Origin of the sequence: Photobacterium profundum (genome assembly GCF_003026285.1) — a bacterium.
GTDB lineage: Bacteria > Pseudomonadota > Gammaproteobacteria > Enterobacterales > Vibrionaceae > Photobacterium > Photobacterium profundum.
In genome coordinates this window covers 133217-156880 of sequence record NZ_PYOD01000003.1, presented here as the reverse complement: position 1 = coordinate 156880, position 23664 = coordinate 133217, and the positions used below count along the sequence as shown (strand labels likewise).

The window sequence follows — 23664 nt, the reverse complement described above, 5'->3', positions numbered from 1 at the left end:
CATGAAATCGTTACTTTCATTAATACAAAAACATAAGCAAGGACAGGCAACTGGAATTTATTCGGTATGTTCTGCTCACCCTTTGGTTATTGAAGCAGCACTAAAACAAGCCGCGAAAGACAAGCAACTGGTACTGATCGAAGCGACATCAAATCAGGTAAATCAATTTGGTGGCTACACAGGAATGACACCAAAAGACTTTACTGAGCGTGTATTCAAACTTGCAGATCAACTGAGCTTTCCGATTAAAAATATTGTGCTAGGAGGCGACCACTTGGGCCCTAACTGCTGGCAAAACCTTTCAGCAGAAGATGCAATGAAATTATCGGAACAAATGGTCCACGACTATGTCACCGCGGGCTTTAAGAAAATTCATCTTGATTGCTCAATGCCATGCGCTGACGACACTACGCCGTTAAGCGAAGATATTATGGCAGAGCGTGCTGCAAAACTCTGTTTAGCAGCCGAACAAGCATTTCAAGCAATAGATGGGGAAGCACCTGTTTATGTTATTGGTACAGAGGTTCCAACACCAGGCGGAGCGCTGGAGTCGTTAGACGAAGGTGTTGAAGTTACTAAGCCAGAAGAAGCCATCACCACTTTGAATGCTCACCATCAAGCCTTTAGTGACTTTGGACTTGGTTATGTTTGGCCTCGCGTTATTGGCCTTGTTGTTCAACCAGGGGTTGAGTTTGATCACCACTCGATCCATCACTACCAGCACCAAGCAGCCAAACCGCTCAGTAAGATGATTGAAAAACAGCCTTACCTTGTGTTTGAGGCACACTCGACGGATTATCAAAATCCAGCGGCTTACCAACAATTAGTTGAAGACCATTTTGCCATCTTAAAAGTCGGCCCTGCCCTCACATTTGCTCTTCGTGAAGCCCTATTCGGTTTAGACCGGGCTGAGAAAGAATGGCTAGGCACTCACCACGCTTCCCACTTACGCGAAACCATCGAACAAGTAATGCACGAACAACCAGATTACTGGCGTTCATATTACCTAAGCAAAGGCCACCAACAATTCCTTGATTGCAACTACAGCTTAAGCGATCGCATTCGTTACTACTGGACACATCCAGATGTGCAAGCCGCACAACACGCGTTGTTTGAACACTTAACAGCAAACCCACTACCTGTCACGTTGCTTAGCCAGTACTTACCTAATCAAGCTAAAGCGATTACCCAACAACTTATTGACAATACGCCAGCTGACATCGTCATTCACAAGATCATGGAAGTGACAAGCGTCTATTCCAACGCTTGTTATGTCAACAACGTGGCGAGCAAGGAGACCATCTGATGACAACATTTTTAAACTACCAAGATAAATGGCTAGAACAACGCAATGGTATTCATACCGCACGTGAAATTAACCAACAACCAAGGTTATGGCGTGAGCTTGGCATGATATTGGAACAGCAATTTGACGATGTGAACGCATTCTTATCTCCTCTCACATCACGCTCTGATTTACGCATTATCTTAACGGGCGCTGGCACATCTGCCTTCGTTGGTGATGCTGCAGTACCTTTCATTCAGGCTGGGCTTAACTTCCAAGTTGAATCGATTCCAACAACAGATTTAGTGTCCAACCCTGAGCAATATTTAGACTCAAGCCGACCAACACTTTTAGTGTCATACGCGCGCTCAGGTAACAGCCCTGAAAGTGTGGCGGCAGTTGAACTTGTTGATCAGTTTATCGACGAAAGCTACCACCTGTTTTTAACCTGCAATAGTGAAGGCGCGCTTTCTCATTTTGCTCAAGATGCAAGTCATGCATATTGCATGTTAATGCCTGAAGGCACCAACGATAAAAGCTTTGCAATGACATCCAGCTTTAGCTGCATGTTAATGGCTACGCTCACCTTACTGAGTGGTGATATGCCAAAACTGTGGCGCAGCCAAATCGATGTAACCGCTCAGCTCTGTGAAGACAAATTATCTCAATGGTCAGAAGCTATTAAACAACTCGCAACCGAACCTTATGAGCGCTTAATTGTTCTCGGCAGTGGTGGTTTCTCTGGCTTAGCACGTGAAGCCTCTCTGAAATCGCTTGAGCTAAGTGCAGGCAAAGTGATGACGACTTTTGACTCATCACTCGGGTTCCGTCACGGACCTAAATTTACCATCAACGACAAAGCATTGGTGATTCAGTTTTTCTCAAGTGATGAATACACCCGCTTGTACGACACCGACCTCTACAACGAGATCAGCAAAGACCAACTTGCACTGCGCCATATTGCGTTAAGTGAGAGTGCAATCAATGGCGAAGGGGCATTTGAACTTGGTCATCTTGGGCTAGGCGATGCATGGCTCTGTTTCCCATACATCTTGTTCTGCCAAATGTTGGCCTTTGAGAAATCACTCCAGTTAGGTTTTGGCCCTGATAACCCATGCCCAACAGGCGAAGTAAACCGTGTGGTACAAGGCGTCACTATCTATCCACACACAAAATAACCTACCCATTTAACAAGTAACCGCATTTAAAAAGGACAATACAATGCCAAATATCGTTTTAAGTCGAATAGATGAACGCTTAGTCCACGGCCAAGTAGGCGTGCAATGGGTAGGTTTTGCTGATGCAAATATTGTTGTCGTGGTTAACGACGAAGTCGCGAACGATGAAATCCAACAAAACCTAATGGAAATGGTACTGGCTGATGGTATTGCTATCCGTTTTTGGACAGTGCAAAAAACCATCAACACCATTCACAAAGCCGCCGACCGCCAGCGTATTTTATTAGTTTGTCGTACGCCTCGCGATTTCCGTCAATTGGTCGAAGGAGGTGTGCCTATCACCAAGATCAACATCGGCAATATGCACTACGCCGAAGGGAAAAAACAAATTTATAAAACTGTTTCAGTTGATGCTGAAGATATAACGGAATTTGAAAAGCTAAAAGCACTAGGGGTGAATTGCACAATACAAGGTGTACCCACTGAAGGTGCTACCGACCTCTTTACTCTTATTTGATAAAAAGGACAATACTAATGGAAATAGGATTCTTACAGGCATTGATGCTCGGCATCTTAGCCTTCTTTGCTGGCCTTGACTTGTTCAATGGCTTAACCCACTTTCACCGCCCTGTCGTATTAGGGCCTCTGGTCGGCTTCATTCTAGGCGACTTGCAAACCGGTATCTTAGTTGGAGGGACGTTAGAGTTAATTTGGATGGGTCTAGCCCCTCTAGCTGGTGCTCAGCCACCTAACGTGATTATCGGCACGATCGTAGGTACCACTTTTGCAATCAGCACCAGCGTTGAGCCAAACGTGGCGGTAGGTGTAGCTGTACCTTTCGCGGTCGCGGTACAAATGGGGATCACACTCCTGTTCTCAGCAATGTCAGCAGTAATGTCTAAATGTGATGAGTATGCACAAAACGCTGATACTGACGGCATCGAGCGCGTCAACTACTTTGCGCTAGCAGTACTCGGTACCTTCTATTTCCTATGTGCATTTTTACCCGTTTACCTTGGCGCAGAACACGCAGGAGCCATTGTTGAAACCCTACCGAAAGAGCTTGTCGACGGTTTAGGCGTAGCAGGCGGCATCATGCCAGCGATTGGTTTCGCGGTACTAATGAAAATCATGATGAAAAACGTCTACATCCCTTACTTTATTCTAGGTTTTGTTGCTGCTGCGTGGCTTCAACTACCCATCCTCGCAATTGCTGCTGCAGCAACAGCCATGGCGGTAATTGACTTCATGCGTAAATCTGAACCTACACCTGTCACTGCACCTGCTGAGGATCTTGAAGATGGAATCTAATGTAAGTAACGAACTTGACCTTCGTACAACCCAACTTGCCGATGTACAACCAGCTCCTAGTGCCGCTCAAGATGAGTATGAAAACAAAGAAATTGGAGCAGAGTTAAACAAATCAGACATCAACCGCATGGTTTGGCGCTCTTTGTTGTTGCAAGCATCATTTAACTTTGAGCGTATGCAGGCATCAGGTTGGCTTTACGGTTTATTACCCGCACTGAAGAAAATCCACACTAATAAAGCGGATCTTTCTAAAGCGATGCAAGGCCACATGGGCTTCTTCAATACGCACCCATTTTTGGTGACCTTTGTGATGGGCATTGTGCTGGCAATGGAACGATCTAAGCAGAACGTCAGCAGTATCCAAAGTACCAAAATTGCCGTTGGTGCACCAATGGGCGGTATCGGTGATGCAATGTTCTGGCTCACCCTACTACCTATCTGCGGAGGTATTGGCGCTGACCTTGCGTTACAAGGATCCATAATGGGTGCTGTGTTCTTCATCGTTCTTTTTAACGTTGTGCATTTTGGCCTCCGCTTCGGCCTTGCTCACTATGCCTACCGTATGGGTGTTGCAGCCATCCCGATGATTAAGGCAAACACCAAGAAAGTTGGCCACGCAGCTTCTGTTGTCGGTATGACGGTGATCGGCGCACTGGTTGCTACCTACGTTCGCCTGTCAACAACCGCAGAAATCACAGCTGGGGATGCAGTAGTTAAATTGCAGGCCGATGTTATCGATAAACTGATGCCAGCATTTCTACCATTGCTTTACACCCTCGCAATGTATGCGTTAGTGAAACGTGGTTGGAGCCCAATAAAACTTATTGGTCTCACTGTGACACTGGGTGTTGCTGGGCGTTTCATGGGCTTCTTATAAGTAGATTAAGTCACTCACATATTATCAATAAACCATTATGGGGCCAGCGTGTTTGGCTCCAAAAAAGGAATGCTACATGATTGCTGTAATTCTATCTGGACACGGTGCTTTCGCTTCCGGAATCGAGCAAGCCATTCATCAAATCATCGGTGAACAAGATCAATTTAGAGCCATTGATTTTCCTGTCGATATGACGACACCGCAACTTGAAACGACAATGCGCACAGCCATTAACGAATTAGATTCGAATGACGGCATTATCTTCCTTACCGACCTACTGGGTGGAACCCCTTTTCGTACCGCTTCGCTATTAAGCCAAGAGCGCCAAGACATCGAAGTGATTACAGGCACCAACATGCAAATGGCAGCTGAAATGCTACTTGAGCGTGACGAACTCACCATTGCTGAATTCCCTAAGCAAGCGTTGGAATGCGGTCGTAGAGGTATCACCTCACTGACTATTGAAATGGAACTAAAATCAGAAAAATCTGTGGCGGTAGCAGAAGATGGGATCTAACCACCAACATTATCGTGCAGCGCGAGTATTAAAAGACGAGCAGTGGCTAAACGATGGTGTCGTCTCTGTCGCAGCCGATGGCACTATCGCAGCCATTGAAAGCTATCGCGTGAGCAAGCACAGTGACATCACCAATTTAGGCAATGTGAGCTTACTACCCGGCATGATTGATAGCCACGTTCACGGTGCAAAAGGCTGCGATGTGATGGACGCAAGCCATGACAGCCTTAATCACATGTCACGTTTTTTCGCGAGCCAAGGGGTCACGGGGTTTGTCGCAACAACAGTGACCGCACCCGTAGCAAAAATTCGCGCAGCGCTTCAACAAATCGCACAAAGTAAACACACAGGCGTCGATGGTGCCTCAATTTTGGGATCGTACCTCGAAGGACCTTACTTTACTGAAAAGCACAAAGGAGCTCATCCAACCGAATGGTTTCGCGCTCTATCTATTGAAGAGATCGACAATTGGATCTCTTACAGTGATGGCGAGCTGATTACCGTCGCGCTTGCGCCAGAAAAAGCAGGCGCACTAAAGGCGATTCAGCACCTTAAACAACAGGGTATCAAAGTGATGCTTGGCCATACTGATGCGAGTTTTGATCAAGTTCAAGCCGCATTCGATGCTGGAGCTGATGGCATTGTGCATTGTTATAACGGAATGCGCGGATTACATCATCGTGATCCTGGTGTAGTGGGCGCAGGACTTTGTCATCCAAATAGCTTCGTCGAAATCATTGCAGACGGTCACCATGTGCATCCAACCGCCATCGATGTGGCGCATCGTTGCTGCCAATCTCGATTAACACTGATCACTGACGCCATGTGCGCAACGCACATGCCGGATGGGCAATATCGACTCGGTGAGTTCATTGTCACTGTGCAAGGCGGCATTGCAATGACCAATTCAGGTAGCTTAGCAGGCAGTACGTTAACCATGCCAATGGCTGTTCAAAATATTCAACGCTGGCTCAACCTATCCCTTGAGCAAGCGTGGCTGTTGGCCTCACTTACGCCAGCAAAATCTTTAGGTATTCAAGATCAACTCGGCACACTCGCAGTAGGCAAGCACGCCTCTATGGTCGCACTGAGTTCAGATTTCATCATTTTAAAAACATGGGTGAAAGGGCGTCTAGTATTTGATGCGGTTTCAATTCCCAATCAGGAGGCTTTATGTATCTAATTTCTTCACGTGAAATGTTAAAACGCGCTCAACTTGGCGGTTACGCAGTTCCTGCTTTCAATATCCATAACCTTGAAACAGTGCAAGTAATTGTTGAAACTGCTTCTGAAATGGGATCACCTGTAATTCTTGCAGGCACTCCGGGTACATACGATTATGCCGGTACCGATTACTTGATCAGCATCTGTAAAGAAGCTGCACATAAACACTCAATGCCACTCGTGCTGCACCTAGATCACCATGAAGATCGTCAAGACATTATCCACAAAGTTGAGCACGGCATCCGTTCAGTTATGATCGATGGTTCCCATTACGCATTTGATCAAAATATCGATATCGTTCGTTCTGTGGTTGAACACTGTAATCGCTACGATGCAAGCGTTGAAGCAGAGCTAGGGCGCTTAGGTGGTCAAGAAGATGACTTGATCGTTGATAGCGCCAATGCACTCATGACAGACCCGGCTTCTGCGGCTGAATTTGTTCGTCGAACAGGTATTGATGCCCTCGCCGTTGCTATTGGTACCGCTCACGGCCTTTATAAAGCAGAGCCAAGGCTCGACTTTTCTCGCTTAGAAAAAATTCGAGCAGTCGTTGATATTCCATTAGTATTACACGGTGCGTCAGGTGTACCAGATAACATGGTAAGACGCTGCATCGATCTTGGGGTGTGCAAAGTAAATGTTGCTACTGAATTAAAAATCGCATTCTCCAATGCAGTAAAACAGCACTTTGCCGAGAACCCAGAAGCGAATGACCCTCGTAAATACATCACGCCAGGTAAAGCGGCGATGAAGCAAGTCGTTATCGATAAAATTCGTATGTGTGGTAGTGAAGGCAAACTTTAAACCAATACCACAACAACACTAAATCGGTGAAATCCACCCTAGAAACCTTCTTACAAGTTGCCTCTTCGCGAGGCAACCTTTTTGAAAATATCTATCTTAAATAACTCAAAGAAAAAAGCTTTACCCTCATATTTTGGTCATGCTGCTAAATCTTTCAAAAAGAAATTCCAAGAATAATCGAATACGTTTTGGCTGATACTTCTTACTAATGTAAACGACATTCAAGTCTGCGCTTGATACAGACATCGATGTGTTGAAGTTCTTCATGTATCCATTAAGCACCGTAACAAGACGCAGGTTATTAATGTGACATTTTAAAAATTAGCCGACCAAGGCTGCACTAATATTAGAAAAAGTGAAGGATAATTAAGCGGCTGTTGTTATAGATATTAAGCACAGCCATTTTGATATAGAGCAGTTAACGCTAAATTAATATTTGCTCTACATTGCCAACATCATATAATTCTCACATATTCCTTTAAGCGGAAATCAGCATGCCACTTTCTAAAAAGTCATTAAAAACTATTCACGTTATTGCTCACTCAGGTAGTTTTGCTGTCGCCGCAGAAAGGTTGAACCGTGTACCTTCAGCTGTAAGTTACACCGTAAAAAAAATGGAGGAAGAACTAGGTTTTTCATTATTTGATCGAACTGGTCGGCAAGTAAAACTCACCCCAGCAGGCAAGTATTTTATCGACCAAAGCCAATGGATGCTAGATTCCTACGAAGAATTAGTACGTAACACTGCGATGATCAGCTCAGGTGTCGATGTATCATTCTCTATTGCCATCAACAATATCATTAATCGTGAAGATCTGATTCCTCTTATCGGAAAATTGAACCAGCAGTTTCCTTCAACTCAAATTTCGGTCAAAACGGAAGTCTATAATGGCTGCTGGGATGCATTGTATGGTCGTCGGGCAGACTTAGTTATTGGAGCTCCACACTCAGCCCCCAAAATGGAAGGTATCGTTTATCATTCGATTGGTAATATTGACTGGGATTTCATTGTCGCCCAAACACATCCACTGGCAAGCCAAGTTTCAGCTTTAACAGCAGAAGAGTTACGCTATTATCCCGTCATTGTCGTTAAAGACACCTCACAACATATCTCACCACAAGATACCTGGTCATTAACTGGGCAAAAAATCATCTATGCACCAGAACTCACCACTGCGATCAAAATGATCGAGCACGGTATTGGCATTGGTTATGCTCCCCATCACCGTATTAAAGGTAAACTTGATCAAGGTACAATCCTAAAGAAAGCTATTATTGAACATAAGCAACCTACTCAGCTTTTCTATGCTTGGCATGCAAACCGTGAAAGCCCAGTTCTAAATTGGTGTATCGAATACTTGATGAGCTCAGAGAATCACTCACAATGGTGTCGTTAATACTTCCTCGTTATTAGTAAGACAATTCGTTACAGGAAATCGGAACCAGTAATACCTCTAATACAGTGGTTCCCTTTTACACAAAGAACCCATCCTCTCTAGTCTCTTCTGTGACGAACCTCTTATTTCGTTATTTAAATGCTATCGAAAAGCTACAATCACCCTTCAAATTTTTAGATGTAAGAAAGCAAAATGTGACTAATATCTAATTCAATGAAAAGTGAATCACGAATTTGTGACTAAGTACTCATGCAAGTTCAACTAATCAAATTTTTTGATGATAGGAAGCTTAATTACTCACTTTTTTATTTAATGGCGACTAGATAATATCTGTTCTGTCCCAACCATTTTGAGTTAACCAAAACCAATAATTAAGGTAATTAAAACTATGACTAGAACATTTAATGCCGAACCTTTCGCCCTAGAATTTAGCCCAGTAAACACTGCATTAGTGATCATCGATATGCAGCGCGATTTTGTTGAACCTGGTGGATTTGGAGAAGCGCTTGGTAACGATGTTTCACTAGTGCGCTCAGCTATTGAACCTTGTGGAAAAGTACTTAAAGCCGCTCGTGATGCAGGAATAATGGTTATTCATACCCGAGAAGGCCATAGAGCAGATCTTAGTGATTGCCCCCCAGCGAAACTCACTCGTGGTGGACAAACATTTATTGGTGAAGAAAGCCCTAAAGGTCGTATTCTTATTCGAGGTGAAGAAGGTCATGATATTATCCCTGAGCTATACCCAATTGCAGGTGAGCCAATAATCGACAAGCCAGGAAAAGGTGCATTTTACCAGACGGATTTACACCTAATTTTACAAAACCGCAATATCAAAACCTTAATTGTATGCGGCGTAACAACTGAAGTTTGTGTGACGACCACAGTACGTGAAGCTAATGACCGTGGCTATGAGTGCATCATTCCAGAAGACTGTGTTGGGTCTTATTTTCCTAAATTTCAAAAGTATTCGCTTGAGATGATCAAGGCTCAAGGGGCTATTTTCGGTTGGGTATCAAACTCAGAAAATATCATTGATGGGATCAAGTAAGTCGCTTAAATGATTATCGCGCTTACTAAGGGATACCTTTGCCCGTCCATATCTTTTGATGGCAAGGTACATAGTGTTTTTACACGTTCAGTCAATATCGTGACGGATCTGAAACAAACACCTTGGGTATCCCTACTTGATGCTTCTTTACCAGAAACGCCAACAGCATTTCAGTGTTCATTTGCATTATCGACTGATTTAACATCTCGTTTGAATATGGGTGATTCTGTTTTTATGCGAGGCGGCGTTATTCGCTTTCCATCATGTTCTTCATTGATAATAAATACATTGACGGCAACTGATTGGGGAAAAGCGCCCTCTTTATCACAAGTAAATAAAGAGAAAATAAAAAAGAATGTTCTCATAGCGGAAACGTTATTAACAGATTACATATCCTTAAATAATAAAGAGCATATATCTTCAACGTCAGCATATTTGAATTATCTACACATAGTTACACCTAATTCTATTCAGGTCGAACCTGAACAATTAATTAGTAATATAGGTAAGGGTAAAGGCTTAACCCCCTCAGGCGATGACTTTCTTATTGGTGTGCTAGCTGTGTTATCTGCTCTGCACAACACGATTCCTGAAGCCGATGTCATTTATCATCGACTTAAAGCATCAATGCTATATGTTATTGATAAAACAACCGATATTAGTGCTCACTATTTAACGATAGCACTTTCACAACATTTTTCGCATCCGGTGCAATGGCTGGTTTATCACTTATTCCATGCAACGGACAAAAACGAAATTCAGGCAGCGGTAACCACTAACCTAAGCATTGGTTCGAGTTCTGGTGTCGATACTATTGCAGGTATTCTGTACTGCATTAATGAATTATTACTGCGCTAACAAATTTAAACTAACTGGTATTTATATGGTTATTAAATATAAGGCATTTGAGAATCTTTACCAAGATTCTGTTTCCTTGATGCAACTTTCTTCTCAACTAAATAAAATTGACGGCATTCAAGAAGCATCTGTCGTCATGGGCACTGAGGCTAATCTATCACGTATGGCTGATGCTGGATTTGGTTCAGATATTATCGCCAAGCCCAATGATTTAGTTATTGCAGTTAAAGGTCATGATGATGCGTGTAATGAAGCAATTGAACGTGCTCAAGATGCCCTGACAGCCAAACCAGATGAAGGCGACAATGGTCAACAATTCTCACAGCCACTCACCAGCTTTTCTCTTGGGTTAGAACAACACCCAGAAGCCAATCTTGCTCTGATTTCTGTACCGGGCGAATATGCGGCAGCAGAGGCAATGAAAGCACTGAACCTAGGGCTGAACGTTATGATGTTCAGTGACAACGTGTCTCTCGACAGTGAAAGAAAGATCAAAGAGTTGGCCCTGAAAAAAGATCTGATGGTTATGGGGCCAGATTGTGGCACAGCGATTATTAATGGTGTTCCACTTGGCTTTGCTAATGTAGTTCGTCGCGGTGCTATTGGGGTTGTAGCCGCATCAGGTACTGGCCTTCAAGAAGCGACCTGCCGTATTCACCAATTAGGTGAAGGTGTATCACAAGCAATGGGAACCGGTGGTCATGATCTTCACCAAGAAATCGGTGGGATCTCAATGCTTCAAGGTTTACATGCCCTTGCTGATGACCCTGACACCCAGGTTATCGTCTTAATATCTAAGCCACCTTCAACAGAAATTGCCGAACGTATTTTGGCAGTGGCATCACAAATCAACAAACCCGTTGTAGTGAACTTCCTTGGTGCAACCAATACCGACGTTCAACTTAATAACGTACATTTTGCTGATACTTTGGCTCATTCCGCGGAAGTGGCGGTTGCTATTCTTCGTAACGAAAACATTCCTAACCTTAGTAGCCAGAGCAATACGCAAAAAGAACTGGAGAACATCACTCAGTCTTTAAATACTACGCAGCGTTATATCCGAGGTGTATTTGCTGGTGGGACATTCTGCTATGAAGCTCAAATCATTACAGGTCAATATGGTTTACAAGCATATTCTAATACGCCAATGCAGGGGAATAAACTGCTCGATGATGTATGGACTAGCCAACAGCACACCATCATAGACCTAGGTGACGATGCCTTTACCCAAGGTCGCCCTCACCCAATGATAGATCCAACACTTCGCAACCAACGCATTCTTCAAGATGCACAAGACCCCGAAACTGCCGTAGTGCTATTTGATGTGGTTTTAGGTTATGGCGCGTCTGAACATCCATTGTCTGACCTGCTTACCATAATCGATCAAGTTCGCAATGAGCAAAGTTTAACACCGGTATTTATTGCTCATGTCTGTGGTACGGATTCGGATCCGCAATCACGCGATCTAATCCGCCAATCTCTGGTCAATGCAGGTGTTCAGATCGCTGACAGCAACGCCGATGCGGCACATCTTGCTGCTCTTCTTGTCTCTCAACTTGGCTAATTAGGTACTACTAATGAAAGCACTTTTTACTCAAAAGCTTACTGTTCTTAACGCTGGCCTAACTAGCTTTGCCACAAATATTGAGCGAGCTGGCGGTGAAGCTATTTCGATGAATTGGCAGCCACCAGCTGGCGGCGATATCGAGGGTGGTTTGGCACTCGCGACCTTGTTAAATCAACCTAAGATTGAAATAGCTAATCAAGAAGCAATGAATCGCTATCTGTCAGCCCATCCTATGCTGGTCGATGTAATGATCGCAGGTGAAGCAATTCCTGCCTTAGCAGAAAAAAAACTGATCCTTCATGCTGGTCCACCTATTGCTTGGAAAGATATGTGTGGCCCCGTTCAAGGCGCGATTCTAGGCGCTATTTTATTCGAGAAATGGGCTGATAACCTAGAGCAAGCTGAAGCACTTATCGTGCAAGGTGAAGTCGATTTTGAGCCTTGTCATCACTACGATGCCGTTGGTCCAATGGCCGGAATTATTAGTCGTTCAATGCCTTTATGGGTTGTCGAAAACACGGCTAACAATAATCAACGTGTGTTCAGTAATTTTAATGAAGGGTTAGGCAAAGTACTCCGCTTTGGTGCTAATAGTGATGTCGTTATTGAGCGTCTTGAATGGATGGGTTCTGAGTTAGCCTCTGCAATGAAAGCCATGCTAATTGAGTCTGGACCTATCGAGCTAAAACCTATTATGGCGCAAGCGCTTCACATGGGAGATGAAGTGCATAACCGTAATGCTGCGGCAACGGGCTTACTGCTTAAACAGCTTGTGCCTGCACTATTAAATACCTCACTGCCTCATGACCAAATTCAGCGAGTCATTGGTTTCATTACTGCCAACGATCATTTCTTCTTAAACCTGTCGATGGCTGCATGTAAAAGCATGCTTAAAGCAGCAGAAGATGTGCCGTACAGCACAATGGTTACCGTGATGGCCCGTAACGGCGTCAATTTTGGTATTCGCCTTTCAGGAACAGGTAATACATGGTTCCAAGCACCTGCCAATCCAGTTAATGGTCTGTTCTTCCCCGGTTACGGCGTCGATGATGCAGCTGCCGATTTAGGCGACAGCGCTATTACTGAAACTGCCGGTGTTGGTGGGTTTGCAATGGCGTCATCACCCGCGATTGTGAAGTTTGTCGGAGGCACTCCTGCAGATGCAACCAACAACAGTCGTTCTATGCAAGCAATCACACTTGGTGGCAATCCGGCTTTCACACTTCCAGCCTTGAATTTTGCTCCAACGGCAGCAGGCATTGATGCCCGTAAAGTAGTCGATCACTCCATTCTACCGATCATCAACACCGGAATTGCCCACAAGAAAGCCGGAGTTGGTCAAATTGGCGCAGGGATTACAACGGCACCAATGTCATGTTTTGTGGATGCCTTACGTTCGATCGCTACTCAATACTACCGCTAGGAGATTGACATGAAAAAGAAACCTCTTGCTGTCGTTGCTTTCGGTGGAAACGCCCTAATTGACGATAATGCCCATAGCTCAATTCAAGACCAATACCAAACAGTCATTAATAACGTTGGTTACTTAGTTGACTTAATCGAACAAGGTTGGGATCTGGTACTTACCCACGGCAATGGTCCTCAGGTTGGCTTTATTCTTCGCCGTTCAGAGTTGGCCGCCCATGAAGTGGATCCAGTACCGATTGATTACGCAGTCGGTGACACCCAAGGAGCAATTGGATACATGTTCCAAAAAGCATTATCCAATGAGCTACAACGCCGTGGGCTTAGTCGCCCGGTTGTTACCCTAGTAACCCAGACAAGAGTCAGCACGGATGATCTCGCTTTTAATGCACCTAATAAGCCGATTGGATCATTTATGGATAAAGCCACCGCAGAAAAATGTGCGACTGAACTGGGCTGGCACATCATGGAAGATTCAGGTCGAGGTTGGCGACGCTGCGTAGCTAGCCCACAGCCCCATGAAATTATTGAGCTAGACAGCATCAAAACACTCTTAGAATGCGGGTCTCTGGTCATTGCTGCTGGCGGCGGTGGTATCCCAGTAGAACGCAATTCAGAAGGTGAATTAGTTGGGGTCGAAGCTGTCATTGATAAAGACGTCGCCTCAGCCTTACTGGCAAAAGAACTGCAAGCCGACATGCTAATCATCCCAACAGGCGTTGAGAAAGTTGCTATCAACTTTGGTCAAGCAAATGAACAGTGGCTGAATCAATTAACCCCAGCAGATGCCCTCGCTTTCGGTAACCAAGGTCAATTTGGCGAAGGTTCAATGAAACCTAAAGTCGATGCGTTACTTCAGTTCTTAGAAGGTAATCCACAGGGTGCAGGGCTGATTACCAAAGCCAATACATTAATTCAAGCAATTAATGGCACCACTGGTACTTGGATTCGCAACAATTACTAATTCAATGTGGTTCGCTATAACCGAACCACCTATTTACGGAGTATACCTATGTCTAACACTACCCTTTTAGCCGTTAACGGCACCCTGATGCGCGGCCTTGAACTTAACCCGAATCTAACCAATGTCGGTGCAACGTTTATCCGTGAAGACAAAACTGATTCACATTACCGTCTATGGTCGATTAACGATGTACACCCAGCCATGATCCGCACCAAAGAAAGAAATAATAGCGTTGAGTTAGAAGTATGGGAACTACCGATGGAAGCATTTGCCTCTGTTCTGAGTAATGAGCCTGCAGGTCTATCTATTGGTAAAGTCAAACTGGCCGATGGCACTGATATTCTGGGCGTTCTAGGTGAACCTTGGCTCGTAGAAGGTAAATTAGAAATCACAGAAATGGGTGGCTGGCGTCAATATACCGAAGCAAAAAAAACAAAACTACAGCCCTAAATAATACTAATAAATCATAACATTATTGCCACTTGAAGATCTTTAACCAAATTAAACCGTGAAGAAAAGGTGTAGTAATATGAGTAGCGAAAAGAAAACGGATTTATCGAATACAGCATCTGGTCTCCAAATTTCAATTATCCTTCTGGGGATCCTTGTAACGCCAGTCTTATTAGCATCATCAAGCTTGGGTAGCCAGCTTTCCTTAGGAACAGCCGCTGCTGTCATTGCCGTGGGTAGTTTAATTCTGACTGTGCTGGCCGTGATTAATATTTCGATTGGTGAAAAAGCACGTTTGCCGACCTATGGTATCGTGAAATATTCCTTTGGTAGCAAAGGTGCAACCGCCATCAATGTTATCATGGCTATCAGTCTATTTGGCTGGATTGCCGTAACGGCCAACATGTTTGGACACACGGTAAGTGATCTACTTATCACCCAGTTCAATCTTGACCTACCAATACCTGTAATCGTGGCATTTGGTTGTATTATTTTCGTTACTTCTACCGCCTTTGGCTTTGAAGCTCTTGGCAAGGTGTCGAAATTTGCAGTACCCATTATTACCCTGATCATGTTTGTAATCTTGTTCTTAGCGCTCAATAGCTCAGTATCTGTTGCTGAAAAAGTCAGTAACTTAAGCTTTGGTGCAGCAGTCTCATCAGTCGTCGGTACCATTATTGTTCTTGTCGCAACCTCACCAGATTTCGGTAGTTTTGTTCATAATCGAAAACACGCTGTAATGGCTGGAATACTGACATTTGGCGTTGCATACCCAGTGCTTTTTCTCGTCGGTGCAGTTCCTGGCTCTATTACTTCTGAAGGGTCTCTGCTTGCTGCAATGGCGATTATCGGTACGACACTGCCTGCGGCAATTTTACTGATATTTGCTTGTATCACGGGCAATGCAGGCAACATGTTCCAAGGAACTCTGGTTGTTTCTACTCTGTTCTCCCAGTTTCCAAAATGGAAGATCACTGTTGCATTGGGTATTCTTGCCACTGTTGTCGGCAGCATGGATATCATGGCTTGGTTTATCCCGTTCTTACTCTTCTTAGGTATTGCTACACCGCCTATCTCAGGTATCTATATTGCAGATTACTTCATCAATCGCCAAAAAGGCTATGATGAAGCCAGCTTAGAAAAGGATTCTTCGATCAAACCACTTACATTTGTTGCTTGGGGAGGAGGTTCTCTGGTTGGTTTCTGTACGGTCAATGGCTGGTTCACATTATCAGGTATCCCATCACTCGATTCCATCTTAATTGCTTCATTTGGGTATTACCTATTTTCAAAAATGAATGCCTCTAAAAACAAGTTGGAAGCTAACAACGCTTAATTCGTTACTACAACTTAAGCACTAACGATCTTAATTCCCCTAATCATAATTTTGATTATGGGGAATTTTTGTTTATTCATATAAATAACGCATATGCTTTATAATTATCCTGAATAATAAAACGTTTACCACTCATGTACTTTTATCGTCATTACAATATGCATACTATGATGCGGTGCGAGTATAGATAAGCTGTTAGAACTATCATCTAAATACAAGGTCTTGTGCGAGTTGACACTCTGACTTTGAGGCTCTAAACACAAAAAATCACTGTACCCTGTGGGTTTATATACCTGCAGATAACGGCATGGGCTGGTTACCACCACAGCTACCCTATTGGGATGCTTCAAAATAATATTTACGCCATCTTCAGCAAGGTAGTACCCATTATTAATCCATACTGTTGGTATTGTTTTACCCTGCCCAAAATTGAATACATCTGGAATATGTTCCATAAAATCAGTCGGAAGATAATGTACATCTTCAAGCCAAATGCCTTGTGCTGAAAATTTAATCAAGGTATCGGGTAAACAATGGAAAAAGGGATGAAACCCTATACCGAAAGGAAATACCTCATCACCAATGTTAGTGAGACATAATGTGATCGTTAAACGATCGCCATCAAGCTTATAAGTTTGTTCTGCCTCGTAGTGGCATACACCTTCTATATCGGATGCCATCGCTAACTTAAGTACCGTATGTTCACACTCAGCATTAGCCTGACATTGCCACTGTGTTAGCCAACCATTACCATGTAAAAAGAAATGTGAATCAACACTCTCATTAATAGGCAAAACTACACGTCGTCCTTGCCAATCAAACTGATTATCACGAATACGGTTTACCATAGGCAACATCGGGAATAAACTGCTGTTCCCTGCGAAGTTCGTACCATCATGAATGCGCGGACGAAGGATATCAAACGGGCGTTCATCTCCATATGTGAAGACATCTATCACCCCTCCCATCTCATTAATTACAACTTTCAGCCTACCATTTTCTAGTGTGTGAATTGCCATTGATAAACCCTTTTCCAATTGTGATAGCTTGATGTACTACTGTATATTCAGGGCTTACCATTGAGCGATATCAATGTCACAACGAATACTAAACAATGATTACTAATACGTTTGCAGACTCTATCCATAAAGGATTGAACAACCAACAAGTGCGGCAATATAACAGCCGTATGATCATGGCCTTGTTGTATAAAAATAAGGGGATGAGTAAGTCACAATTGGCGCAAACAACACAATTGAGCATTCCCGCTATCAGTAAGATAATAGGTGCTCTTATCGAACAAGGGCGCGTTGAAAACACAACCACAGATCATGTGAGAAAAGGCAACTTCAAAGGGCTATACAACGTATCACGCAATCGACCAGATACAATCTGCTTGAATGTATCACCCACTTGCATTCAAGCTGTAATGGTAGACAACGAGATTAACTCATGCTCTGATTTCATCAACCAGGCTATTGCACCAACAACACCAAACGAATTAATCGATGCGATAGTGTCAGTGATCGTCGCATGCCGACAAGTCAACCGAGCAACACCCTATCGCCTCTCTATTGCGGTACATGGCCAAGTTGATACTCTCGTTGGATCATCAATGCACATGCCACAAGCCCCGTGGACAGAAAATATCGAACTAAAGTACATCTTAGAGCAACGTTTGAATGTGGACGTTTTAGTCGATAATGACTGCGTGATGATAGCGCTTGCTGAGAAATGGTTAGATGGGCATGACGGGCAAGATTTTTGTGTGCTGAATGTCGATTACGGAATTGGTTCTTCTTTTCTAATTAACAATAATATCTACCGTGGCAAGATGTATGGTAGTGGTCAAATCGGACACACCAAAGTCACAGATAATGGCATCATCTGTGGCTGCGGGCGTGAAGGCTGCTTAGAAACCGAGGCCTCCTCAAAAGCTTTGTGTGATAAATATCTCCGGCAGACATCACTGCTCACTCAAGAATCAGTACCTATATCATTTGATGATTTTGTAACACGTTACGATCGGCAAGACGCCATTGCACAGGACGTGGCTAATCACGCAGCTAACATCGTTGGTCAGTCATTGTATAATTTTCTTATTACCTTAGATATCAACAAAATAATATTATATGGCAACACATGTGCACTTGGAGATAAGTGGTTAAAAGCGATTACTAAACAAACCCTGAATAACCCATTCGAAGATAAAACGGCTAGAAAACAAGACCAAACACTCGTGTCATATGGTGCACTTTCTAATGTAGAGTTGGTAATGGGTATGAGTTATTTATGGGTAGAACAAGAACTAGATGAACTCTTTCAATAATCACTTCACACACAACATCTTAGTGCAGAGACAAATACCTAAAAGGTCACCAAACTGGCGACCTTTTTCATTATTACAAACTAACGCAGTTGATTACGCGTTCACTTTTTTACCCACATTTCCAGCTTGTGCCACCAGCTCTTTCTCTAATTCTTCTAAAGAACGACCTTTAGTTTCAGGTACTCTACGATAGATGAAAACAAACCCACAGGCACAGATCACACCATAAAGTAAGAAACTACCAGATGCTCCTAATCCTGCATTTAATAATGGGAAAGTGTAAGTCAGTACAAAACACGCAACCCATAGGGAAAAGGTACAAACTGACATCGCAGTACCACGTACTTTATTTGGAAAAATTTCAGACAACAATACCCATGTCACTGGCGCCAAAGTTAATGCATAAATCGAGATAGCAACTAGCACCAATAACAGAACAGGTAAGCCCAGCACGCCAAATGCATACGCCGCTGACATTAATCCATAAATCACCGTCAAACCGAATGAACCAACAATCATCAGCTTGCGACGACCAATTTTATCAACGAATGGAATTGCGAGAATCGTGAAGAGCAAGTTAATGAGACCTGTTGCCACAATAGACTTCAACGTATCATTAATATCAAAACCTGCTGATGCAAAGATTTCTTGTGCATAGTTAAAGATCACGTTAATCCCACACCACTGCTGAAACACAGCCAATACAATACCAATAATCAAAATGGGTTTAACGTCAGGCTTGAGTAATGCACTAAATGGTAACGAACGTGTTTCAGCCGACAGTGTACTTTCTATCTCTTCCACCGTACGCTCTGCATAACTGTCACTACCAATACGTCGTAGTGTGTCTTTAGCACGATCCACCATGCCCATCTTCACCAACCAACGTGGAGATTCAGGCACTACAAACATCAATAGTAAAAAAGCAAATGCTGGCACTAACTCTGCGCCAAACATATAACGCCATCCCATTTGACCATTCCATGTTTGGAGTATATCCGCTTGTGCTGCGCCCGCAGCCACTGGCTCTGCAATCATAAGATTAATGATTTGTGCCGCCAATACACCAATCACAATCGTTAGCTGGTTGATTGCCACAAACTTACCACGCTTCTCTGCTGGTGCAATTTCAGCAATGTACATTGGTGACAATGCTGATGCCAAACCAATACCGACACCACCAATAATACGGAACAGCAAAAAAGCATTAAAGGAATCAGCCGCCGCAGTGCCCCATGCGGAAATCACAAACAACAATGCTGCTAAAATTAATGGACGTTTACGACCATATTTGTCAGATACAGTGCCTGCAATAAGCGCACCTGCCATACAACCTAATAGTGCTGAACTCATTGCCCAACCTGACAACGAAGCGCTGGTAATATTGAAGTACGCTTCGTAAAACGGTTTTGCACCACCAATTACTACCCAGTCGTAACCAAATAACAACCCACCGCATGCAGCAACTAGGCTAATGAGCCATATATTTCTCATGTTGAGTTGATCGCTTGTCTTACTCATAATCAATCCTTGTAGAGGTACACTTTTATTTAAATTATTGTGTTGTGGTCACCTCAGGAGATAGAGATAGTTCACCCCTGAGGTGACCTATCCATTACGCCTGACCGTATAGATCAAATGCGTAGCTATGTTTTGCAACTTCTTTGAATAAATTAGCTTTTGTGTGTGCTGGCGATTGCGTTAGCAACGTCTGCAATATATGTTCAAAATCCTTTTTGCTATCAGAACCCGGCGACACAGATTGTGTGACCAACGCCAGCCCTAACTGCCCCATTGCTTTTACAAACAAGCAGTGTTGCATATGTTCGGCTTGCGTATCCGTATCAAACACTATCAATGCTGGTAACGAAACAGCGAAGAAATCGACTTCAACCGGCGTATGGCATTCCGCTTCCGCCCAAACAATCATGTTTTCGTAAATAGCTATCGCTTGATCGGTACGCCCCAATTGATGCAATGCTGCCGCTTGGTAGAACAAGTAATCTGCAGGTTGATCGTTATAATAACGACTTTGGCCTATATCTTGTTTTCCCTGTATTGCACAATTAAAATGCTCCGTTGCCTGTTCATGCAAATCAAGCTGCTGGTGGCAAAATCCTAAATAATAATGCAGATCGTTATCGGTTTGACCGACTAAACGCCCTTCACCCAAGTTATGCGGATAATGCAATGCAGCTTCCAAACAATCGATCGCCTCTTGGAAGCGTTGTTCACGTATCAGACGTAACGCTAACCGAAGCTTATTCACCACAAATTGGCCTGTAATACGCCCTTCACCGCCTTCCCACGGGTGAAACTGCCGAGTAGCTAAACAATCAGCGGCGCGATCAAGATCACCAGTGATATTACATATATTTAACAGTTCGGCGGTCAGATCATCACGCTTAGCAACTATATCCAGGTGTGGGTTCAAAATCTGTAACCGCTCAGCTGGCGAAATGGCAGCCGCTTTATGGAGGTAATCTAACTCGTACAAAATACGGGCATCATCAGGCGCTAATGCAAACGCGTATGACATCAGTTCGATCGCTTTATTTATATCTTGGCATTTGTTGTGCGCATGTACTGATAAGTTTCGTAGTACCGGTGCATAGTTTGGATTTAGATACAGCACCTTCTCCCAATGACTTACTGCACGTGTATAATCCCGCTTGGCATAGAAGAAACAGCCTAATAAATATTGAGGAAAGTCATTATCAGGGAATGCCTCAAGTACTGCGATTTCTGTCAACGTATTCGGGAATAACACATTGTCGGCAAATATTTTTGACGCAGTACTCAATAAATCTTTGACCTCTTGATGGCTATCCGACAAATATGCTTGATAAATATACGTCATTGCCCCTTGGCTTCCGCAGTACATCAGAAGTGTTTTGGCGCTTTCTATTGCTCCTATCGATAGGTAAAAATTCGCGAGGTGAATCGCATTGGCTTCGCGCCCATTCATCAATGCTTTAAAAGCGTGTAAATCCCCTTCCGCCTGCGTCAGTTGATATTTCTGGAATACCAATCCGTAACCAAGAGGCTGATTGCCGCTCTGATCATCTATAAACTGTAAAGCCTCAGTATGTCGATTGAGATCTGTCAGTAAATAGGCTTTTAACGTTGCCGCCTGGTAATGCGTGCCATTGAGCTGCAATGTGCGATCTACGTATTCCAGTGCTTCGCGCAATCTCGATTGCTTAGTCGCTATACGCGCGGCAGCATAAAAACCCGTGTCACGACAATTACCGCTCCACGTAGACTTGAATACATCACTGAACGCCTCTTCCAATCGCCCTAACTTTTCGTTGGCACAACCACGTAAATAACTCGCTTTACCACACAATGGGTTCTTATTGAGTTTATGAGCTCGTACTAATGCAGCCTCAGCGTAAGCAATAGTCGCATGATAATCAGCGCGTTCATAAGCTAGAGCTGCCATCGCCACATTGCTTTGGTAATGGTTCGGATCACGTGTTAACGCTTCTTGGTAATAATCGACCGAATTGCGCGTCGCATGGTGATACTGCTGTAAGTGTTGCCCTATGAAAAACAGTTCCTCGACGTTATCTACATCCTGCGGCATGGCTGGCGCAGTTGCAGACTCAGGGGCTGGCTCATCTCTTACACGATCATGCTCGGTGTATTCCAACCAAGTGTGCCCATCCTTCGAGACCACAGACATTGTCAAGGTATCACTACCGGTATAGTCAAGTTGTCCCTCACGGGTTTCACCAGGCATTAAGGTTAATGCAGATTCAAACAACGGGACTTCGGCGTCTTTGATCACCAAGGCATAATCAGTGATTTCAGCAATCGCATATACAGCCCATTGGATAGCACCCTGTGTTCGCTCGAGCTTTATCACCACTTCAGTATTCGCATTATGGACATTGCCTAAGCTGCTATATGGCATGAAGTGTTGCACAAAGATTTTTTCTTCATGACTTTCAATCCAAGTAAAATCAGGTTGGTTATCAGTGAAGACTCCCGTCATTAATTCAATGTACGGACCATTGGTATCTGTGAGCTGGCGATCCCATGCAATACCGAAATCACAATTGCCCCACGTCCACTGTTTTTTACCCGGAGAGACATGATGATTGGCAACATGCAGCAAACCACCTTGTTCATCATGGCTGTAAGCACCCACAAAATCATATGCTGATTTATCTGCCATATACGACGTCGGCACTGGCAAGTTCTTATAGCGCGAGATGTCCGTACCCGGTGAATAATCCACCTTATAGTACTCACCTGTCGCAATAGGAAAATTAGATACATCACGTTTACCGTGGTCATACACAGCCGTGACGTCCGGTGGGAAAATACTTTGATGATCGTCTCCTCCTTTTACCGCAGGATTCGACCACCATAAGAACTGACGAGGGGTCTCATTTCCGTTGTACACCTTACCAGTGATTTCTATCAACGCTTTATTTGGGTACACCTTAAAGCCAGCCATGATCTGTAGGCCATACATGTGCTCAACTTCACCCATCCACACTGTGACGGAGCCATCATCATGATGTTCAATGGTGAAGTCCGTTGGCATATAAGTAGTTGGTCGATGATGTTGCGGCCAATTAAATTCAATACCACCAGAGATCCACGGACCCAATAAACCCACCAGTGCAGGCTTCACCACCTCATTATAATAAACAAAATCACGCCCTTTAACTTTGTCATATGCACGATGAATCCTGCCTCCTAACTCAGGTAACAGCATGATTTTTATATAATCATTTTCGATATAAACCGCTTGATAGGTTTGCTCGACTTTAACGTCGGAAATGCTATCAATCACCCCGTATGGGTATACTGAACCAGAAGAGCCTTGGTAAACGCGGTTCTCTAAAAAAAGAGGATTAGGGTCAACCTTACCTGTTGGGTAAGTAGGAAGAACAATCTCTTCAACCCATGCTTTTGCATTCGTACTCATGACTTATAACTACCTATAAACCGTTATGATTAAGTTATGAGTATTGTAAAAAGCTTTTTAAGATTGAATGTGCGAAGCAATCACGACCTTTACTAAACAATGATTAGTAATAAATGAGACCTATCAACAGCTTCATACAATAGGGG

General features: G+C 43.7%; 20 protein-coding genes and 1 pseudogene. 17 read left to right on the top strand and 4 right to left on the bottom strand.

Annotation, left to right across the window (positions count from 1 at the left end; translation table 11 throughout):
• Position 1: 1 nt before the first annotated feature.
• The 8 genes from C9J48_RS10210 to C9J48_RS10175 all read left to right on the top strand — a co-directional run bounded on the left by C9J48_RS10210 (position 2) and on the right by C9J48_RS10175 (position 7196).
• A complete protein-coding gene (locus tag C9J48_RS10210) occupies positions 2-1306 on the top strand; it encodes a D-tagatose-bisphosphate aldolase, class II, non-catalytic subunit (protein WP_006229919.1) in 1305 nt (434 codons plus the stop codon).
• Positions 1306-2463 carry an SIS domain-containing protein gene (locus C9J48_RS10205; RefSeq protein ID WP_006229920.1) on the top strand — a complete coding sequence of 386 codons (1158 nt, stop codon included), beginning with the start codon at positions 1306-1308 and terminating at the stop codon, positions 2461-2463. Before C9J48_RS10210 ends, C9J48_RS10205 begins: the two co-directional genes overlap by 1 nt.
• A gap of 43 nt (positions 2464-2506) precedes the next feature.
• A complete protein-coding gene (gene agaV, locus C9J48_RS10200) occupies positions 2507-2980 on the top strand; it encodes a PTS N-acetylgalactosamine transporter subunit IIB (RefSeq protein ID WP_006229921.1) in 474 nt (157 codons plus the stop codon).
• Positions 2981-2997: 17 nt separating this feature from the next.
• Positions 2998-3774 carry a PTS N-acetylgalactosamine transporter subunit IIC gene (gene agaW / locus C9J48_RS10195; protein WP_006229922.1) on the top strand — a complete coding sequence of 259 codons (777 nt, stop codon included), beginning with the start codon at positions 2998-3000 and terminating at the stop codon, positions 3772-3774.
• Complete coding sequence (gene agaE / locus C9J48_RS10190; protein ID WP_006229923.1) at positions 3764-4651, top strand: PTS N-acetylgalactosamine transporter subunit IID; 888 nt, start codon at positions 3764-3766, stop codon at positions 4649-4651. Before agaW ends, agaE begins: the two co-directional genes overlap by 11 nt.
• A gap of 76 nt (positions 4652-4727) precedes the next feature.
• The gene (gene agaF, locus C9J48_RS10185; RefSeq protein WP_006229924.1) at positions 4728-5168 is read left to right on the top strand and encodes a PTS galactosamine/N-acetylgalactosamine transporter subunit IIA; all 441 of its coding nucleotides are present in this window, start codon (positions 4728-4730) and stop codon (positions 5166-5168) included.
• Entirely contained in the window at positions 5158-6351 is a 1194-nt protein-coding gene (nagA, locus tag C9J48_RS10180) for an N-acetylglucosamine-6-phosphate deacetylase (protein ID WP_006229925.1), read from the top strand. Before agaF ends, nagA begins: the two co-directional genes overlap by 11 nt.
• Positions 6342-7196 (top strand): tagatose bisphosphate family class II aldolase, encoded by an 855-nt coding sequence (locus C9J48_RS10175; RefSeq protein WP_006229926.1) that lies wholly within the window; start codon positions 6342-6344, stop codon positions 7194-7196. Before nagA ends, C9J48_RS10175 begins: the two co-directional genes overlap by 10 nt.
• Before the next feature lie 126 nt (positions 7197-7322).
• Here C9J48_RS10175 and C9J48_RS10170 read toward each other — a convergent pair.
• Positions 7323-7502, bottom strand: a pseudogene (locus C9J48_RS10170) (LysR family transcriptional regulator); the annotation flags it as partial.
• A 188-nt stretch (positions 7503-7690) separates the two neighbouring features.
• Here C9J48_RS10170 and C9J48_RS10165 point away from each other — a divergent pair.
• The 8 genes from C9J48_RS10165 to C9J48_RS10130 all read left to right on the top strand — a co-directional run bounded on the left by C9J48_RS10165 (position 7691) and on the right by C9J48_RS10130 (position 16244).
• A complete protein-coding gene (locus tag C9J48_RS10165; protein ID WP_006229927.1) occupies positions 7691-8593 on the top strand; it encodes a LysR substrate-binding domain-containing protein in 903 nt (300 codons plus the stop codon).
• A gap of 388 nt (positions 8594-8981) precedes the next feature.
• Positions 8982-9644: a cysteine hydrolase family protein gene (locus tag C9J48_RS10160; protein WP_006229928.1), complete on the top strand. Its 663-nt coding sequence runs from the start codon at positions 8982-8984 to the stop codon at positions 9642-9644.
• A gap of 9 nt (positions 9645-9653) precedes the next feature.
• Positions 9654-10502 carry an oxamate carbamoyltransferase subunit AllH family protein gene (locus C9J48_RS10155; protein WP_006229929.1) on the top strand — a complete coding sequence of 283 codons (849 nt, stop codon included), beginning with the start codon at positions 9654-9656 and terminating at the stop codon, positions 10500-10502.
• 25 nt (positions 10503-10527) lie between these two features.
• Entirely contained in the window at positions 10528-12066 is a 1539-nt protein-coding gene (fdrA, locus tag C9J48_RS10150) for an acyl-CoA synthetase FdrA (RefSeq protein ID WP_036803058.1), read from the top strand.
• Positions 12067-12079: 13 nt separating this feature from the next.
• On the top strand, positions 12080-13492 hold the full coding sequence (locus tag C9J48_RS10145; RefSeq protein WP_006229931.1) for a YlbE family protein: 1413 nt from the start codon (positions 12080-12082) through the stop codon (positions 13490-13492).
• 9 nt (positions 13493-13501) lie between these two features.
• On the top strand, positions 13502-14458 hold the full coding sequence (locus C9J48_RS10140; protein WP_006229932.1) for a carbamate kinase: 957 nt from the start codon (positions 13502-13504) through the stop codon (positions 14456-14458).
• 48 nt (positions 14459-14506) lie between these two features.
• On the top strand, positions 14507-14908 hold the full coding sequence (locus C9J48_RS10135) for an allophanate hydrolase-related protein (RefSeq protein WP_006229933.1): 402 nt from the start codon (positions 14507-14509) through the stop codon (positions 14906-14908).
• Between the two features lie 79 nt (positions 14909-14987).
• A complete protein-coding gene (locus tag C9J48_RS10130) occupies positions 14988-16244 on the top strand; it encodes a cytosine permease (protein ID WP_006229934.1) in 1257 nt (418 codons plus the stop codon).
• Positions 16245-16369: 125 nt separating this feature from the next.
• Here C9J48_RS10130 and C9J48_RS10125 read toward each other — a convergent pair whose 3' ends face one another.
• A complete protein-coding gene (locus C9J48_RS10125) occupies positions 16370-17263 on the bottom strand; it encodes an aldose 1-epimerase (RefSeq protein WP_006229935.1) in 894 nt (297 codons plus the stop codon).
• A gap of 95 nt (positions 17264-17358) precedes the next feature.
• Between C9J48_RS10125 and C9J48_RS10120 the strand changes: the two genes are divergently transcribed.
• Positions 17359-18573: an ROK family transcriptional regulator gene (locus tag C9J48_RS10120; protein ID WP_006229936.1), complete on the top strand. Its 1215-nt coding sequence runs from the start codon at positions 17359-17361 to the stop codon at positions 18571-18573.
• Positions 18574-18666: 93 nt separating this feature from the next.
• Here C9J48_RS10120 and C9J48_RS10115 read toward each other — a convergent pair whose 3' ends face one another.
• Together C9J48_RS10115 and C9J48_RS10110 are read right to left on the bottom strand one after the other, a co-directional pair.
• Complete coding sequence (locus C9J48_RS10115; protein ID WP_006229937.1) at positions 18667-20094, bottom strand: sugar porter family MFS transporter; 1428 nt, start codon at positions 20092-20094, stop codon at positions 18667-18669.
• Positions 20095-20188: 94 nt separating this feature from the next.
• Entirely contained in the window at positions 20189-23518 is a 3330-nt protein-coding gene (locus tag C9J48_RS10110) for a DUF5107 domain-containing protein (protein ID WP_006229938.1), read from the bottom strand.
• Between the last annotated feature and the right edge of the window lie 146 nt (positions 23519-23664).